This is a genomic window from Streptomyces sp. NBC_01016 (assembly GCF_026341035.1).
Taxonomy (GTDB): Bacteria; Actinomycetota; Actinomycetes; order Streptomycetales; family Streptomycetaceae; genus Streptomyces.
On record NZ_JAPEOQ010000002.1, the window covers coordinates 1,030,820 to 1,046,806 of the forward strand.

Genomic DNA, 15,987 nt, shown 5'->3' on the forward strand with positions numbered 1-15,987 from the left:
GCTTTCCATCGCGATTCCGTCGCGAAGATGACTTGGTGGGCCAGTCTGCCAGCGGTCACCGACAGTGCGTCCACCCCTGTGGGAACGGAAGGCTCCGCTCCGCTGCGCAATGTCCCGTATCCAACGATTGGGCTGAGATGATCGGTTCATGATGCGATCAGGCGAGCACGCGTACCTCCTCGACAACCAGCAGCCGGAGGCGGGGCGGCGCTTCGACGCCTTCTCGGTCCTCTTCGACCCCACGACGTTCCGGCACATCGAGCGTCTCGGTATCGGTTCCGGCTGGCGCTGTTGGGAGGTCGGGGCCGGTGGTACGTCGGTGGTCTCGTGGCTCGCGCGGAAGGTCGGGCCGACCGGGCGGGTCCTCGCCACCGACATCGACACGTCCTGGCAGACCGCCACGCCGCGGACGCCCGTCGAGGTGCGGCGCCACGACATCGGTGTCGACGAGCCGCCCGCGGAGAGTTTCGATCTGGTGCACGCGCGGCTCGTCCTGGTCCATGTCCCGGACCGGGAGCGGGCGTTGGCGTCGATGATCCGTGCGCTTCGCCCCGGCGGGCGGCTGCTCATCGAGGATGCCGACCCGGCGCTTCAGCCCCTGCTCTGCCCGGACGAGGCGGGGCCCGCGCAGGAGCTGGCCAACCGCCTTCGGCACGGCTTCCGTTCCTTGCTGGCTGAGCGTGGCGCCGACCTGTCGTACGGCCGCAAGCTGCCGGGGCTGCTGCGTGCGGCGGGCCTGCGGCAGGTCGAGGCGGACGCGTACTTTCCGCTGGCGTCACCGGCCTGTACGGCGCTGGAGACGGCGACGGTCGGGCAGATCCGCGAGCAGCTCGTGACGGCGGGCCTGGCAACGGACGCCGAGATCGACCAGCATCTGGCGAACGTGGCCGAGGGCACGATGGACCTGGCGACGGCGCCGCTGATCTCGGCGTGGGGCAAGAGGTAGGCGCGCTCGCCTCCGGCGGGGCCTGGACCGATCCGCCGCGATACGGCTCCTTGCCTGTTGCGGCGGATCGCCTTACGCCCAGGGGCTCCGCCTGTTGCGCCCGACCGCCCTACGCCACGGGGCTCCGCCCCGGACCCCGCGCCTCAATCGCCGGCGGGGCTGGAAAGATCGGGGCTCCGCCCCGGGCCCCGCGCCTCAATCGCCGGTGGGGCTTGATTTGCCCCGCCCCCCGGCAGGCAATGGCCCGGCTCCCGCCCATCTCCCACCACCCGCCCCCTCCGGGGGCGTCGGCCCGACGGGGCCGCACCACGCCTTGGGCAACCTCCGCCAGCCGCGACTCCCCGCCCGCTGCGGTCGACGCCTCCCCGCCTTGGGTAACGCCCACTACGGCTCCCCACCCGCTGCGGTCGGCCGCCCCCGCCTTGGGCAATCTGCCGCCTTGGGCGGCAGGGTGGGCAAGGCGGCGCCCCGGTGCCGCGCAACCAGAACGACAGGCGCCGGCCCCGGCAAAGCGTCGAACCCCGGTGCCGCGCGTCGGCCACCGTGGGCGTCCGCCCCGATACAGCTCAACGACCCCGGTACCGCGCAGCAGTCACGCGGGGCCCGGCCCGACGGCCGGTTACCGCCCAGGTGGCCTCCCGCCCACCACTCCCACCGCCACCGCCCCGGCCCGGCACCCCTCGTCCACGGACTCCCGCCACCCCGCACCCCGGAGCCGCGCAGCGAGGACCGTTCCGGTGAAGGCGTCGCCCGCCCCCGTGGAATCGCGCACCACCACCCCCGCCGCGGCGCCCACCCGCTCGCGGACCACCCCGCCCCGCGCCACACACGCCCCCGCCGCCCCCGCCTTCACCACCACCACGGGAAACCGCCCGCTCAACTTCGCCGCCGCCCCCTCCGCCCCCGGCTCCCCGCTCAGCAACACCGCCTCGTCCCGGCTCGGCACCAGCACATCCACCCCGTCGACCAGCGCAAGGAACCGCTCGACCCCGAGCTCCCGCAGGAACCCGGTCGACGCCGGATCCAGACTCACCGGCACACCACGCGCGCGTGCATCGGCCACGGCTGCGGACACCAACTCCCGCCCGGTGGCGGAGAAGCACAGGTACCCGGACAGATGGAGCAGCTCGACCCCGTCGAGCAACGCCGGCGACCAGTCCTCGGGCCCCACCCGCACCGAAGCCCCACCGTCCGCCAAGAACGTCCGCTCACCCCCGGCACCCGCGTCCACCAGACAGATCACCGCCCCGGTCGGCGCCTCCGCGTCCACCACGAGCCGCGGCCGCACCCCGCACCGTACGAGCTCCTCCTCGTGCCACCGCGCGGAATCCACGCCGACCCGCCCGAGCAGCACCACATCCCGGCAGCCCTGGTACGCCGCCCAGCACGCCACATTGGCCCCGGCGCCACCCGGCACCGTACGGATCGAGGCCGCCGTGTCCGTGCCCGTCGCAAGCGGCCCACGATGCCGCGCGACGACATCCGTCACGACGTCGCCGACCACCAGCAACGCCCCGCCGCCGGCCCCCGTCACACCGCGGCCCAGGCCACCGCGACGCGCGCGGCGAGCCGCACGTTCCCGCGCACGGCCGCCAGGTTGGCCTCCAAGGACGCACCCTTCGTCAGCCGCGCCAAGTAGTCGAGCAAGAAGGGCGTCACGGCCTGCCCGCCGACGCCCTGCCGCTCGCACTCCCGCAACCCGCTCTCCAGCACGCGCGCGTGCAACGCCGGATCCAACTGCTCCGCTTCCGGTACGGGATTGGCGAGGATCAACGCCGAATCGCCGGCGGCCAGGTCGTCCTGGGCGCGCATCACAGCCGCCACCTCACCCGGAGAGCGCAGTGTCCAGTCCACCGGCTCGCCCGAGTCGGCGAGATAGAAGCCGGGGAAGCGCTCGGTCCGATAGCCCGCCACGGACACCCCCAGGGTCTCCAGGCGCTGCAACGTCGCGGGCACGTCCAGAATCGACTTCACACCGGCGCACACCACGGTGATCCGGGTCCGCGCGAGCAGACCCAGGTCCGCCGACTCGTCCTGCGTCTGCGTCCACCCCCGGTGCACCCCGCCGAGCCCACCCGTGGCGAACACCCGCACCCCGGCCCGCGACGCGAGCAGCGCCGTCGCCGAGACGGTCGTCGCGCCGCTCGCGCCCGTCGCCACCGCCGGTGGGAGATCGCGGTGGCTGAGCTTGCGGATCGCGTCGTCGTTCGCCACCCGCTCCAACTGCTGCTTGTCCAGGCCGACATGCGGCCGCCCGTCGAGCACCGCGATCGTCGCGGGCACCGCGCCCTCGTCGCGTACGGCCTTCTCCAGTTCGTGCGCGACCCGCAGATTGCGCGGTCTCGGCAGCCCGTGCGCGATGATCGTCGACTCGAGGGCCACCACCGGGCGCCCCGCCCCGACCGCGTCCCGCACCTCCTCCGAAACGATCAACATGCCTCCGCCTCCGGTCAGTTGACTGTCACCTCTGACATCTTCCCCCGCTCCACTGACATCCCTGGCGGACGCGCGTCGCCCCCAAACGCTCCATGAACCGGAAAGTGGGCCCCACGCGCGCGTGGAGCCCACTTTCCTCGGCCGACCGACCTCGGACCGACCTCAGACCCGGCCTCAGACCGGTCGGGCGCCGCTCAACACACCGTGCGGATCGAGGACGTACTTACGGCTCGCGCCCTGGTCGAACTCCGCGTAACCGCGCGGCGCGTCCTCGATGCCGATGACGGTCGCGTTGACGGCCTTCGCGATGTGCACGCGCTCGTGCAGGATCGCCATCATCAGGCCCCGGTTGTACTGCATCACCGGGCACTGCCCCGTCGTGAGCTGGTGGCTCTTCGCCCAGCCGAGGCCGAGCCGCACCTTCAGCGTTCCGGTGCGTGCGTCCTGGTCGACGCCGCCCGGATCGTCGGTGACGTACAGGCCCGGGATGCCGAGCGCGCCGCCGGCCGCCGTGAGCCCCATCAGGGAGTTGAGGACCGTGGCCGGCGCCTCGGGCGCGTCCGGACCGTGTGCGCGGGCCTCGAAGCCGACCGCGTCCACGGCCGCGTCCACCTCGGGGACGCCGAGGATCTCGGCGACCTGCTCCTCCACCGTGCCGCGCGTGAGGTCGACCGTCTCGCAGCCGAAACTCCGTGCCTGCGCGAGCCGTTCGGCGTTCATGTCCCCGACGATCACGACGGCCGCGCCGAGCAGCTGCGCCGATGCCGCCGCCGCGAGCCCGACGGGCCCGGCCCCGGCCACGTACACGGTCGAACCGACCTTCGTGCCCGCCGTCACCGCGCCGTGGAATCCGGTCGGGAAGATGTCGGAGAGCATGGTCAGGTCGAGGAGCTTCTCGCGCGCCTGGTCGGCGTCGGGGAAGCGCAGCGCGTTGAAGTCCGCGTAGGGGATCATGGCGTACTCGGCCTGACCGCCGACCCAGCCGCCCATGTCGACGTAGCCGTAAGCCGCCCCGGGGCGTGCCGGGTTGACGTTCAGGCAGATGCCGGTCTTGCGCTCCTTGCAGTTGCGGCACCGCCCGCAGGCGATGTTGAACGGCACGGAGACGATGTCCCCGACGTCCAGGAACTCGACGTCCGGGCCCTTCTCCACGATCTCGCCGGTGATCTCGTGCCCCAGGACGAGGCCCTCGGGCGCCGTGGTGCGGCCGCGCACCATGTGCTGGTCACTGCCGCAGATGTTGGTGGCGAGGACCTTGAGGATCACGCCGTGCCGACAGGTCCGGCCCACGTTCGCCGACGCCACCCCCGGCCCGTCCTTCAGCTCGAGCGTCGGGTGCTCGATGGTCCTGACCTCCACCGCTCCCGGCTTGAGATATGCGACTGCCCTGTTTCCGCTCATGCCTGATCGCCGTCCCTTCGGCTCCGTGACTCGCTCTGCGGGATGCTCCGGCTGTGCGCATGGCGGAGTCTGCTACCGAAACGGCGTTCTGAGGAGCCCTCCGGGACGGGTTGTTGAAGCCTCGACGAGCCGTCCAGTCGGCGGGGCCCGTACGGCACAGGCCGTCCAGTGAGAGGAGGGGCGCAGGTCATCTACGGTGACTGGCCATGACCACGAACGATCGACCCGCAACCGCCCTCGGCTCCTTCGCCGTCCACGTCCCGGACGTGGACCTCGAACCCGAGCCTCTCGACCCCGCCCAGATCGCCTCCGGCGCCCCCGAGGTGACCGGAAAGGTGCTGTGGGAGTCGGCCGACGGCAAGCAGCTGCGCGGCATCTGGCAGATCACGCCCGGCGTGGTCACCGACACCGAGGCGAACGAGCTGTTCGTGGTCGTCAGCGGCCGCGCCACCGTCGCGGTCGAGGGCGGCGAGAGCCTGGAGCTCGGCCCCGGCACGGCCGCCGTGCTGCGCGAGGGCGACCGGACGACGTGGACCGTGCACGAGACGCTGCGCAAGGCGTACCACATCACCCTGAGCTGACCCGCGTACGAACGTCCCCTCCCGCTACGGGTGTTGGGTCCCGCTACGGGTGTCGGGCCCGCCGCGTGAACAGGGCCAACGCCCCGAGCGGGAGCAGCAGGCACGCCGCGGCCAGGTTCAGCCACGCGTAGCTCGCCGTCGCCATCACGAGGCCCGCCGCCGCGCCGCCGATGCCCGCCGACAGGCTCATCGTCAGATCGGAGAGCCCCTGCGCGGCGGCCTGCGCGGCCTGCGGCACGGAGTCGGTGAGCAGCGCGGAGCCCGCGACGAGCCCGGCCGACCAGCCGAGCCCCAGCAGGAACAGGGCCGCCGCGCTCTGCCCGTGGTGCCCGCCCGCGGTCCCGGCGAGCAGCGCCGCGCACGCGAGCAGGCCCACCGCGAGCCCGATCACCGTGAGACGCCCGAACTTGTCGGCGAGACGGCCCATCACCGGCGAGAACGCGTACATGCCCGCGATGTGCCCACTGATGACGAGCCCGATCAACTCGATGCCCGCGCCGTGGTGTTCGAGGTCCACCGGGGTCATCGACATGACGGACACCATCGCCGTGTGCGACACCGCCACGGTCACCAGCGCGAGCCGGGCGCGCGGGGACGCGGACACGGCCGCGAACCCCGCCCGTATGGAGCGCGCGGCAGGCGACTGATCCTCGGCGGGAGCCAGGGATCGCGCGGTCAATAGCGGGTCGGGGCGCAGCAGTACGTGCACCACGGCCGCCGATATCAGGAACACCCCGGCCGCCCAGACGAACGGCCCGGCCTCCGCCGGTATGCCGAGTCCGGAGACGCTGCGGCCCGCGGGCGCCGCTATGTTCGGGCCGAGGACGGCGCCGATGGTGGTGGCCCAGACGACGGTCGAGATGGCGCGGGCCCGCCGGTCGGGCTCGGCCAGGTCGGCCGCCGCGTACCGGGCCTGGAGGTTGGCGGACGAGGCCGCGCCGAATCCCATCAGGCCGATGAGCAGCAGCGGAAAGCTCCCGATCGCCGCGGCGACGACGGTGACCACGGCCCCCAGCGTGCCGATCAGATAGGCCAGTACGAGACCGGCCCGCCGTCCGCGCGCGTTCATCAGCGCGGCCAACGGCACCGACAGGACCGCGGTCCCGGCGACGCTCGCCGTGGACGCGAGGCCGGAGAGCGCCTCGTCCCCGCTGACCTTCTTGGCGAGCACGGCGGCCAGCGCGATCCCGGTGGCGGTCCCGAGCCCGCCCAGTATCTGCGAGGCGACGAGCACCCGCTGCGTACGCTGCTGCACCGGCCCGACCCCCGGCCCAGGCCCCGGTTCCGCGGCCTTCGGCCGATCGAGCCGCCCCTCATCCGTGCTCAACGCACACCCCCGCCCCGATCAACCCGCGGACTGCAGGCATCCGCCCCACCCCGGGACCGTCTCAGAACAACGGCTCGGGCAACACCCCTTCCAGCGCGAGCAACTTCCGCTTCGTCTCGAGTCCGCCCCCGAAGCCGCCGATCCCGCCGTCGCGCTCCACGACCCGGTGGCACGGCACCACGACCGGCAGCGGATTCGACCCCATCGCCAGGCCCACGGCCTGCGCGGCTCCGGGCTGTCCGACCCGGTGGGCCAGATCCCCGTACCCGACGACCGCCCCGTACGGCACCCCGGCGAACAGCTCGCGCAGCACCTCCCGGTTGAACCCGGAGATCAGTGACCAGTCGAGCGGCACATCGAACTCGCGTCGACGGCCGCCGAAGTACTCCGCGAACTGCCGTATCGCCTCGGCGAGCAGGGGAGATTCGGGCGCCTCGACGGGCTCGGTCCCGAGTCGGGAGCCGAGCCGGTCGAGTGCCTTGTCCCGCACCGCGTCGGTGGCGTGGAAGACCACGTTCACCAGACCGGCGTCCGTCGCGGCGAGCAGCAGCGGGCCGATGTCACTGCGCACGACGGCCCACACGGCCTGCCGCGGCGCGGCGGGAGTGGTCTCGCTTGGTCCAGTGGCGTTCATGCCGACCACGGTACGGCCGGGCACTGACAACGCCCGGCGGGTCAGCCGCCGACGGCCGCCCGCACCACGTCAGGGGCGTTGCTGATGATTCCGTCGACGCCGAAGCCGGCCACCTGCTGCGCGGTCTTCGCGTCGTTGACGGTCCAGGTGTAGGACTCGAGCGGCTTGCCGTGCGGGCCCTTGAGCGCGTGCACCGCCTTGACGTAGTCCGCCGAGATCGTCGTGTGCGAGGGGTTGATCTGGTCGGCGAACTTCGCGTACGCGGGAAGCTCGGACACGGCGGGTGTGCCGAGGAAGCCCGTCTTGATGTCCGGGCGCCGCGCGTGCAGGGTCCGCATGCTGTCCGCGTTGAAGCTCTGGATGATCAGCCGGTGCTTGACGTCCCAGGAGTCCAGCCAGCCGTCCCTGCGCAACTCGCGCAGGATCTGGCCCTCGATGCCCGGGTACAGCTCGGGCGACTTGATCTCCATGAGCAGCTTCTGATGGTTGCGGTCGACGCGCCGCAGGTACTCGTGGAGCGTCGGGATCCGGGCGCCCGTGTACTCGACGCCCTTCCAGCTGCCCGCGTCCAGCTTGGCGATCTCGTTCGAGGTGAAGTCCGCCACGTTCCACGGGGAGCGGTCGGGATAGACCTGCTCGACGTTGGTGGTGCGGGCCAGCGTGGTGTCGTGGAGGACGACCAGGGCGCCGTCCTTGGTGCGCTGCACATCGTTCTCGACCCAGGTGATACCCAGGGCGTGCGCCCTGTCGATGGCTGCCAGGGTGTTCTCGGGGGCGTAGGCGGAGGCCCCGCGGTGGGCGACGACCGCGGTTCTGTTGTGTGCGGGGGCGGCTTGTGCGGCGGTCGGCAGGACCAGGACACCGATGACGACGGAGCCCGCCACTGAGGTCAGAGCGGCTGCTGCGCGTGCGTGCACGTGTGCTCCTCATACGTCGTGGGATCACGGACTGTACGAGATTGACAGCTGAGAGCGAACGAAAAGTAGGCGCAGGATGGTCACGAGTTGAATGGAGTCACTCAAGTGCGGTCGACCCCCGTGTCGTGCGGCCGGTTTCTTTGCCGGAAAATCGTTCGGACGTTCCCGTGTGCGCTTTAATCTCTGCCTCACCCGCGGTCGCTCCGGCCGCCGCGCGCGAAGGGACGAGCTGCACATCTCACGGAAATCCAGGCGGAAGGGCTGTCACGCATGCAGGGCTCGGTGGACGGCTTCAGTTACGGGCTCGTCACCCCGGTGGTGGCGTATCTCATGGCCTGCCTCGGAGGGGCCCTGGGACTGCGCTGCACCACCAGATCCCTGCTCGTCGCCAACACCTGGCGGGTCGGATGGCTCGCGCTGGGCTCCGCGGCGATCGGCTCCGGGATCTGGACCATGCACTTCATCGCGATGATGGGCTTCAGCGTGGAGGGCATGCCGATCCGTTACGACCCGCTGACGACGTTCGCGAGCCTCGGCCTGGCCATCCTGATGGTCGGCATTGGCGTCTTCATCGTCGGCTACAAGGGCGCGACCGGCACCGCTCTGTTCACCGGAGGCACCATCACGGGCCTCGGAGTGGCATCGATGCACTACCTGGGAATGGCTGGAATGCGCCTTCACGGGACAATCAGTTACAACACGTTCACCGTGGCAGCCTCAGTGGTGATCGCCATGGCGGCCTCGACCGCCGCCCTGTGGGCGGCCGTCCAGGTACGGGGCATCATGTGGAGCCTCGGCGCCAGCATGGTCATGGGGCTCGCCGTATCGGGGATGCACTACATGGCGATGGCGGGAGTCAGCGTCCACGCGCACACCGATGCCGCCGGTTCCCTCGGAGGGGACCCGGCCACCGCCATCCTCGCCCCCATGCTGATCGGCCCGCTGAGCTTCCTGCTCCTGGCCGGGGTGGTCGTCGTCTTCGACCCGATGCTGGTCACGGGCCGCCCCGACTGGCGTGACAGCCGAGCGGCGAAGGACCGGCTCGGGACCCCCGCGCCGGCCGCCTCGCGCCTGCGCCGCCCCCTCGGGCGATCGGCTTCGCGCGCACCGCAGGACTAGTGACCCGGGGCCCCTGAAGGGCGGGCCCGACAGTGGTTCGGGCCCGGTTGTCAGTGGTGGGTCGTACGGTTGATTCCATGCGGCCCGTATCCAAGATCGAACGCACGGTGGCACCCTTCGAGGTCGTCAGCCCGTACCAGCCCAGCGGTGACCAGCCCGCGGCCATCGCCGAGCTGGAGAAGCGCGTGACGGGAGGCGAGAAGGACGTCGTCCTGCTCGGCGCGACCGGCACCGGCAAGTCCGCCACCACGGCGTGGATGATCGAGAAGCTCCAGCGCCCCACGCTCGTGATGGCGCCGAACAAGACGCTGGCCGCCCAGCTGGCCAACGAGTTCCGCGAGCTGCTTCCGAACAACGCGGTCGAGTACTTCGTCTCGTACTACGACTACTACCAACCCGAGGCGTACGTGCCGCAGTCGGACACGTACATCGAGAAGGACTCCTCGATCAACGAGGAGGTGGAGCGCCTGCGCCACTCCGCGACGAACTCGCTGCTGACCCGCAGGGACGTCGTCGTGGTCGCCTCCGTCTCCTGCATCTACGGCCTCGGTACTCCGCAGGAGTACGTGGACCGCATGGTCTCCCTGAAGGTCGGGGACGAGCTCGACCGGGACGACCTGCTGCGCCGCTTCGTGGACATCCAGTACACGCGCAACGACGTGGCGTTCCAGCGCGGCACGTTCCGGGTGCGCGGCGACACCATCGAGATCTTCCCCGTCTACGAAGAGCTCGCGGTCCGCATCGAGATGTTCGGCGACGAGATCGAGTCGCTCTCCACCCTCCACCCCCTCACCGGCGAGGTCATCAGCGACGACGACTCGCTGTACATCTTCCCGGCGACCCACTACGTGGCCGGCCCCGAGCGCCTGGAGCGCGCGGCCAACGACATCGAGAAGGAGCTGGAGGAGCGCCTCGCCGAGCTCGAGAAGCAGGGCAAGATGCTCGAGGCCCAGCGCCTTCGCATGCGCACCACGTACGACCTCGAGATGCTCCGCCAGATCGGCTCCTGCTCCGGCGTGGAGAACTACTCGATGCACTTCGACGGCCGTGAGCCCGGCTCCCCGCCGAACACGCTGCTCGACTACTTCCCGGACGACTTCCTGCTCGTCATCGACGAGTCGCACGTCACCGTGCCGCAGATCGGCGCCATGTACGAGGGCGACGCCTCCCGTAAGCGCACGCTCGTGGACCACGGGTTCCGGCTGCCGTCCGCGCTCGACAACCGCCCGCTGAAGTGGGAGGAGTTCCAGGAGCGCATCGGCCAGACCGTCTACCTGTCCGCGACCCCCGGCAAGTACGAGCTCGCGCGCGCGGACGGCTACGTCGAGCAGATCATCCGCCCCACCGGCCTCGTCGACCCGGAAGTCGTCGTGAAGCCCACCGAGGGCCAGATCGACGACCTGGTGCACGAGATCCGTATGCGCACGGAGAAGGACGAGCGCGTCCTGGTCACCACGCTCACCAAGAAGATGGCCGAGGACCTCACGGACTACTTCATCGAGCTCGGCATCCAGGTGCGCTACCTGCACAGCGACGTCGACACGCTCCGCCGTGTCGAGCTGCTGCGCGAGCTGCGCGCGGGCGAGTTCGACGTCCTGGTCGGCATCAACCTGCTGCGTGAGGGCCTCGACCTGCCCGAGGTCTCCCTGGTCGCGATCCTCGACGCCGACAAGGAGGGTTTCCTGCGCTCCGGCACGTCGCTGATCCAGACGATCGGCCGCGCGGCGCGAAACGTCTCGGGCCAGGTCCACATGTACGCCGACAAGATCACCCCGGCGATGGAGAAGGCCATCGACGAGACCAACCGCCGCCGGGAGAAGCAGGTCGCGTACAACGAGGCGAACGGGATCGACCCCCAGCCCCTCCGTAAGAAGATCAACGACATCGTGGCGTCCATCGCGCGCGAGGACGTCGACACGGAGGCACTGCTCGGCAGCGGCTACCGCAAGGGCGGCAAGGACGGAAAGGGAGCCAAGACCCCCGTCTCCGCGGCCGGCAAGGCGGACAAGGCACCGGCCAAGAAGAAGCGCGGCAAGGCGGACGAGACGGTTCCCACCGACCGTCCCGCGGCCGAGCTGTCCGAGCAGATCGAGGAGATGACCGAGCGGATGCGGGCCGCCGCCGCGGACCTGCAGTTCGAGGTCGCGGCACGGCTGCGCGACGAGGTGTCGGAGATGAAGAAGGAACTGCGGCAGATGAAGGAGGCAGGCATCGCCTGACCTGCCACGACGGGCGGGGTGCCGGGGGTGTGTTGCAGGACCGCCACAAAACCCCGCCCGTGGTAGCGGCGTTGTCAGTGCCGCCCTCTAGGGTTTGGACCAGGGCCTGATCCAAACGACAGGCCCTCACCGTGCATATGGCGCGGCAACAGGGGACGGTTCGAGAGGGGACAGCGCGTGGGCATCGACTTGACCAAGGGTCAGGCCATCAGCCTGGAGAAGCAGGGCGGGGGAACCCTCACCGCGGTACGGATGGGACTCGGCTGGCAGGCGGCCCCTCGGCGCGGCCTGTTCGGCACCCGCACGCGCGAGATCGACCTCGACGCGTCAGCGGTTCTCTTCGCCGACAAGCAGCCTGTCGACGTGGTCTTCTTCCGCCACCTCGTCAGCGACGACGGCTCGGTGCGGCACACCGGTGACAACCTGGTCGGCGGCGCGGGACAGGGCGGCGACGACGAGTCGATCGTCGTCGACCTGCAGCGTGTCCCGGTCCATATCGACCAGATCATCTTCACGGTCAACTCCTTCACGGGGCAGACCTTCCAGGAGGTGCAGAACGCGTTCTGCCGCCTGGTCGACGAGACGAACGGGCAGGAGCTCGCCCGCTACACGCTCGACGGCGGCGGCAAGTACACGGCGCAGATCATGGCGAAGGTGCACCGTGCGGGCCCCGGCTGGAAGATGACAGCCCTGGGCGAGGCGGCCAACGGCCGTACGTTCCAGGACCTGATGCCCTCGATCCTGCCCAGCCTGTAGCGGACCCACGATGGCGGCCGAACTGGTGAGGGGCCAGAACCACCCCCTCACCCAGACCCGTCTGGAGATCCGGGTGTCGGCCGGCCACCCGGTCGTCGCGGGCGCCACGCTCGCCGACGACCGGGGCGCCGTGCGGGGCGCGGACCGGATCGCCCACCCCGGCGCGCCCGCGCTGCCGGGCCTCGAAGTCCCGCGCCAGGCCGCGGCCGACCACCGCCTGGCCGTCGACCTGGACGCGCTGCCGCAGGACGTGCACCGCGTCACCGTGCTGCTCGCGCTGCCCGTGAGCGACGCCGGTCCGGCACGGTTCGGCGCCGCGGCGGCCCCGTTCGTCGCCGTCAGGGGGCCGGACGGCGCGGAGGAAGCCAGCTACACGATCACCGACCTCGACACGGAGTCGGCCGTCGTCGCCCTGGAGCTCTACCGCAGGCACGGCGCCTGGAAGGTGCGCGCCGTGGGCCAGGGCTATGCCGAGGGCCTCGCCGGGCTCCTCGCCGACCAGGGCCTGCCGGACGCGCAGGCCCTCGCGGGCTCCATCCATGACGCCGTCGCCCGTGGCCGCGACCGCGCGGTGGCGCCCCCGCCGCGTACCTCGGAGACCGTGGACGAGGCCCACGCGAGTGGATCCCACGTCCGCGCGGCAGCCACCGCGGGCCACGCCTCCGGCGCCCTGCCCCCGGCCGCCCCCGCGACCGTGCCCACCGCGGCACCGGACGACCCCATCGACTACACGCACCCCGCCCGCCGGGAACCCGTACCGTCCGCGCCGGCGCAGCAGCCCGCGACGCCGGTCGCCGGGGACGCGGCGGGCTGGTCTCTGGAGGAGCGGCTCTACAACCAGGTGTGGGGCATGTTCGAGGACCTGGCCCGCACCACGGCCGCGTACCGCAGCGCCGTCGACTTCGCGGACTCCCGCCTGGAGCGCGAGCTCGACGGGCTCCTCGCCGACTCCGCCGATCCACGCGGCCGCCTCGACGGCCGGGGCGACGCCGCGCGCGAGGCCGCCCGCGCCAGGCACGGCGCCCTGGTCGACCGGGCCAGGGAAGCGCTCGACCGGGACCTGGCGCAGCTCGCCGCCGAGGGTGAGGTCGTCGAGCCCGCCCTCCCGGCGGCGTACGCGGGCTGGGGCAGCCCCTGCTGGCACGCCTACCGCAGCCCCGTGGAGAGCCCCATGGCCGTCCGTCTCGGGGAGCTGAGCCTGCCCGAGAGCGAGAGCGCGGGGCTGCGCATCCCGATGCTCGTACGGCTGCCGCTGGAGCGCGGACTGTGGATCGACGCGGGGCCGTCCGCCGCCGACGGCCTCGCCGACGCCGACGCACTACGCGCGCGTGCCGCCCACACCGCCGTCCTCCATGCGGCCCGGCTGCTTGCGGCCTACCCGGCGGGCGAGCTCAGCGTGCACGTCATCGACCCGGCGGGCACCGCTGCGGGCGCGCTCGCCCCGCTCGTGGACGCGGGCGTGCTCGCCGGTCCGCCGGCCAGGGGAGCGGCGGGCGTCGCGGACACGCTGACCCGGCTGACCGAGCGCGTGGACCTCGTACAGATGGCGGCCCGGGCGGGCGCGGCCGACGCGCTGCCACCGGACTTGGACGTCGCCGAGCAGCTCCTGGTCGTGCACGACTTTCCGCACGGCTTCGACGACCGGGACATCAACCGGCTGCGCTACCTCGCGGACGAGGGGCCGCCGGTCGGCGTGCACCTGATGGTCGTGGCCGACCGGGAGGACGCCGCCGAGTACGGACCGCTGCTCGACCCGCTGTGGCGCGCGCTGCTGCGCCTGACGCCCGTGCCCGACGGACACCTCGCCGACCCCTGGGTGGGCCACGCATGGACGTACGAGCCGTCGACGGTCCCGCCGGGCAGCGGAATCCTGCGGCAGGTGCTCGCGGAGGTGACGAAAGCCCGTCGACAGATGGGCCTCTGACCTGCGAACTTGGTGACTACTTTACCTTCCCCTTTACCTTTCATGGGTGTTTCTAGTACGCTCCTTGACGCGGAGGGGAGTACTCCAACGCGGCGTTCCCGTCAGTACGGACGACAGGCCAGAAGGCGGTCGATCCCGGGGCGCCGGCCCGAGACGCGCCAAGGCGCTCGGGTGGAAGAGACCTCCGGCAGCGACGACGCTGATCAGTAGCCGTACGACGCCGGAGGCGCAGTAGTGGACGTATCAATGACTGTGTGGGTGCTGACCGTTCTCGGTCTGTGCGCCCTCATTGCGGTCGACTTCTTCATCGGGCGAAAGCCCCACGACGTATCGATCAAGGAAGCGGGCATCTGGACCATCGTCTGGATCGTGCTCGCCGCGCTGTTCGGCGTCGGCGTGATGATCTGGGGGAGCAGCCAGGCCGGCGGTGAGTTCTTCGCGGGCTTCATCACGGAGAAGTCGCTCAGTGTCGACAACCTCTTCGTCTTCATCCTGATCATGGCGAAGTTCTCGGTCCCGACCCACCTGCAGCAGCGTGTGCTCCTGTTCGGTGTGCTCATCGCCCTGGTTCTGCGAGCGATCTTCATCGCGGCGGGCGCGGCGGTCATCGCCAACTTCTCGTGGGTCTTCTACATCTTCGGTGCCTTCCTCATCTACACCGCCTGGAAGCTCATCAAGGAGGCGATGTCCGACGAGGAAGAGGAGGACTGGGACGAGAACCGCGTCCTGAAGTCGATCGAGAAGAAGTTCGGTGTCGCGGACCAGTACCACGGCACGAAGCTCTTCATCCGGCAGCACGGCAAGAAGGTCATGACGCCGCTCCTGGTCGTCATGCTCGCCATCGGTATGACCGACGTGCTGTTCGCGATGGACTCGATCCCGGCGATCTTCGGCCTGACCCAGGACCCGTACATCGTCTTCACGGCGAACGCGTTCGCGCTGATGGGCCTGCGCCAGCTGTACTTCCTCATCGGTGGTCTGCTCAGGAAGCTGGTCCACCTCAGCTACGGCCTGTCGGTGATCCTCGCCTTCATCGGCGTGAAGCTGGTCCTGCACGCGCTGCACGAGTCCGGGGTGCACGTACCGGAGATCTCCATCCCGGTCTCGCTCTCCGTCATCTGCGGCGTCCTGATCATCACGACGATCACCAGCCTCATCGCCTCGAAGAAGCAGGCCGAGAGGGACGCGGCCGAAGAGGCTCAGAAGGACAGCATCGAGGCCTGACGGCGTCGAGCGTAGGAATTACCAGCACCGGGAGCGGTGCGCGGCCGATTGCCGCGTGCCCCTCCCGGTGCTTCGTTGTGTCCTGAGCGCGTCCCGCAGGGGCGCGAGGGCACGACGGGGGAGGCCCCCATGAAGTTCGTCCAGATCATCGACTTCGAGTCCCAGCGGTTCGGCGAGATGCGGGAGCTGCTCGAGTCGTTCGAGCAGCAGATGAAGGGCGTATCGGGCGGCCCCACGCACCGCATGATGCTCAAGGACCGGGACACCACGGGCCGCTATCTCGCGGTCATCGAGTTCGAGTCCTACGAGGACGCGATGCGCAGCAACGAGCGCCCCGAGGTGGCCGAGCTCAACCAGCGCCTCTCGGCCCTGTGCACCCGCCCGCCGGCCTTCATCAACTGCGACCTCAAGGACATCCGCGAACTCAAGTGACCTATGTTCCCGGGGCCCGGGGCCCGTCTGCCGCTGCCACCGCCGGAGTCGCGCCCCCGCCGCGCCACCGG

Annotated in this window: 14 protein-coding genes; 8 read left to right on the plus strand and 6 right to left on the minus strand. The window is 70.9% G+C overall.

Translation table 11 applies throughout. The annotated features are described in order from the left end of the window. Window positions 1-148 precede the first annotated feature (148 nt). Window positions 149-946 (plus strand): methyltransferase domain-containing protein, encoded by a 798-nt coding sequence (locus OG746_RS31355; protein ID WP_266720820.1) that lies wholly within the window; start codon window positions 149-151, stop codon window positions 944-946. A 619-nt stretch (window positions 947-1,565) separates the two neighbouring features. On the opposite strand, the gene OG746_RS31360 is transcribed toward OG746_RS31355, so the two are convergent. The 3 genes from OG746_RS31360 to fdhA form a co-directional block, all read right to left on the minus strand. Further along, window positions 1,566-2,480, minus strand: a complete 915-nt coding sequence (locus OG746_RS31360; protein ID WP_266720822.1) for a carbohydrate kinase family protein — start codon at window positions 2,478-2,480, stop codon at window positions 1,566-1,568. Beyond that, on the minus strand, window positions 2,477-3,382 hold the full coding sequence (locus OG746_RS31365; protein WP_266720824.1) for a pseudouridine-5'-phosphate glycosidase: 906 nt from the start codon (window positions 3,380-3,382) through the stop codon (window positions 2,477-2,479). Before OG746_RS31365 ends, OG746_RS31360 begins: the two co-directional genes overlap by 4 nt. Before the next feature lie 174 nt (window positions 3,383-3,556). Next, window positions 3,557-4,783: a formaldehyde dehydrogenase, glutathione-independent gene (gene fdhA, locus OG746_RS31370; protein ID WP_266720826.1), complete on the minus strand. Its 1,227-nt coding sequence runs from the start codon at window positions 4,781-4,783 to the stop codon at window positions 3,557-3,559. 206 nt (window positions 4,784-4,989) lie between these two features. Here fdhA and OG746_RS31375 point away from each other — a divergent pair, with 206 nt between their 5' ends. Then, a complete protein-coding gene (locus OG746_RS31375; RefSeq protein WP_266720828.1) occupies window positions 4,990-5,364 on the plus strand; it encodes a cupin domain-containing protein in 375 nt (124 codons plus the stop codon). 43 nt (window positions 5,365-5,407) lie between these two features. Here OG746_RS31375 and OG746_RS31380 read toward each other — a convergent pair whose 3' ends face one another. The 3 genes from OG746_RS31380 to OG746_RS31390 form a co-directional block, all read right to left on the minus strand. Further along, window positions 5,408-6,619, minus strand: a complete 1,212-nt coding sequence (locus tag OG746_RS31380; protein WP_266720830.1) for an MFS transporter — start codon at window positions 6,617-6,619, stop codon at window positions 5,408-5,410. Window positions 6,620-6,752: 133 nt separating this feature from the next. Further along, window positions 6,753-7,325, minus strand: coding sequence for a methylated-DNA--[protein]-cysteine S-methyltransferase (locus tag OG746_RS31385; protein WP_266720832.1), 573 nt, complete (start codon window positions 7,323-7,325; stop codon window positions 6,753-6,755). 41 nt (window positions 7,326-7,366) lie between these two features. Further along, window positions 7,367-8,242, minus strand: a complete 876-nt coding sequence (locus OG746_RS31390; RefSeq protein WP_443063065.1) for a glycerophosphodiester phosphodiesterase — start codon at window positions 8,240-8,242, stop codon at window positions 7,367-7,369. Window positions 8,243-8,512: 270 nt separating this feature from the next. On the opposite strand from OG746_RS31390, the gene OG746_RS31395 reads away from it, so the two are divergent. The 6 genes from OG746_RS31395 to OG746_RS31420 all read left to right on the plus strand — a co-directional run bounded on the left by OG746_RS31395 (window position 8,513) and on the right by OG746_RS31420 (window position 15,916). Then, a complete protein-coding gene (locus OG746_RS31395) occupies window positions 8,513-9,361 on the plus strand; it encodes an MHYT domain-containing protein (protein ID WP_266720834.1) in 849 nt (282 codons plus the stop codon). Window positions 9,362-9,438: 77 nt separating this feature from the next. Beyond that, window positions 9,439-11,580 carry an excinuclease ABC subunit UvrB gene (uvrB, locus tag OG746_RS31400; RefSeq protein WP_266720836.1) on the plus strand — a complete coding sequence of 714 codons (2,142 nt, stop codon included), beginning with the start codon at window positions 9,439-9,441 and terminating at the stop codon, window positions 11,578-11,580. A gap of 189 nt (window positions 11,581-11,769) precedes the next feature. Then, window positions 11,770-12,336, plus strand: a complete 567-nt coding sequence (locus OG746_RS31405) for a TerD family protein (RefSeq protein ID WP_443063209.1) — start codon at window positions 11,770-11,772, stop codon at window positions 12,334-12,336. A 10-nt stretch (window positions 12,337-12,346) separates the two neighbouring features. Further along, window positions 12,347-14,260 carry a TerD family protein gene (locus tag OG746_RS31410; RefSeq protein WP_266720840.1) on the plus strand — a complete coding sequence of 638 codons (1,914 nt, stop codon included), beginning with the start codon at window positions 12,347-12,349 and terminating at the stop codon, window positions 14,258-14,260. A 234-nt stretch (window positions 14,261-14,494) separates the two neighbouring features. Continuing rightward, complete coding sequence (locus OG746_RS31415; RefSeq protein ID WP_266720842.1) at window positions 14,495-15,484, plus strand: TerC family protein; 990 nt, start codon at window positions 14,495-14,497, stop codon at window positions 15,482-15,484. Window positions 15,485-15,613: 129 nt separating this feature from the next. Next, window positions 15,614-15,916, plus strand: a complete 303-nt coding sequence (locus tag OG746_RS31420; RefSeq protein ID WP_266720844.1) for a hypothetical protein — start codon at window positions 15,614-15,616, stop codon at window positions 15,914-15,916. Window positions 15,917-15,987: the final 71 nt, after the last annotated feature.

What these genes read in the sequence shown, in the direction of transcription:
- uvrB (WP_266720836.1), top strand. Translation starts at nt 9,439, where the DNA reads ATGCGGCCCGTATCCAAGATCGAACGCACGGTGGCACCCTTCGAGGTC.
- OG746_RS31355 (WP_266720820.1), top strand. Translation starts at nt 149, where the DNA reads ATGATGCGATCAGGCGAGCACGCGTACCTCCTCGACAACCAGCAGCCG.
- OG746_RS31375 (WP_266720828.1), top strand. Translation starts at nt 4,990, where the DNA reads ATGACCACGAACGATCGACCCGCAACCGCCCTCGGCTCCTTCGCCGTC.
- OG746_RS31410 (WP_266720840.1), top strand. Translation starts at nt 12,347, where the DNA reads ATGGCGGCCGAACTGGTGAGGGGCCAGAACCACCCCCTCACCCAGACC.
- OG746_RS31385 (WP_266720832.1), bottom strand. Translation starts at nt 7,325, where the DNA reads ATGAACGCCACTGGACCAAGCGAGACCACTCCCGCCGCGCCGCGGCAG.
- OG746_RS31395 (WP_266720834.1), top strand. Translation starts at nt 8,513, where the DNA reads ATGCAGGGCTCGGTGGACGGCTTCAGTTACGGGCTCGTCACCCCGGTG.
- OG746_RS31420 (WP_266720844.1), top strand. Translation starts at nt 15,614, where the DNA reads ATGAAGTTCGTCCAGATCATCGACTTCGAGTCCCAGCGGTTCGGCGAG.
- OG746_RS31365 (WP_266720824.1), bottom strand. Translation starts at nt 3,382, where the DNA reads ATGTTGATCGTTTCGGAGGAGGTGCGGGACGCGGTCGGGGCGGGGCGC.
- fdhA (WP_266720826.1), bottom strand. Translation starts at nt 4,783, where the DNA reads ATGAGCGGAAACAGGGCAGTCGCATATCTCAAGCCGGGAGCGGTGGAG.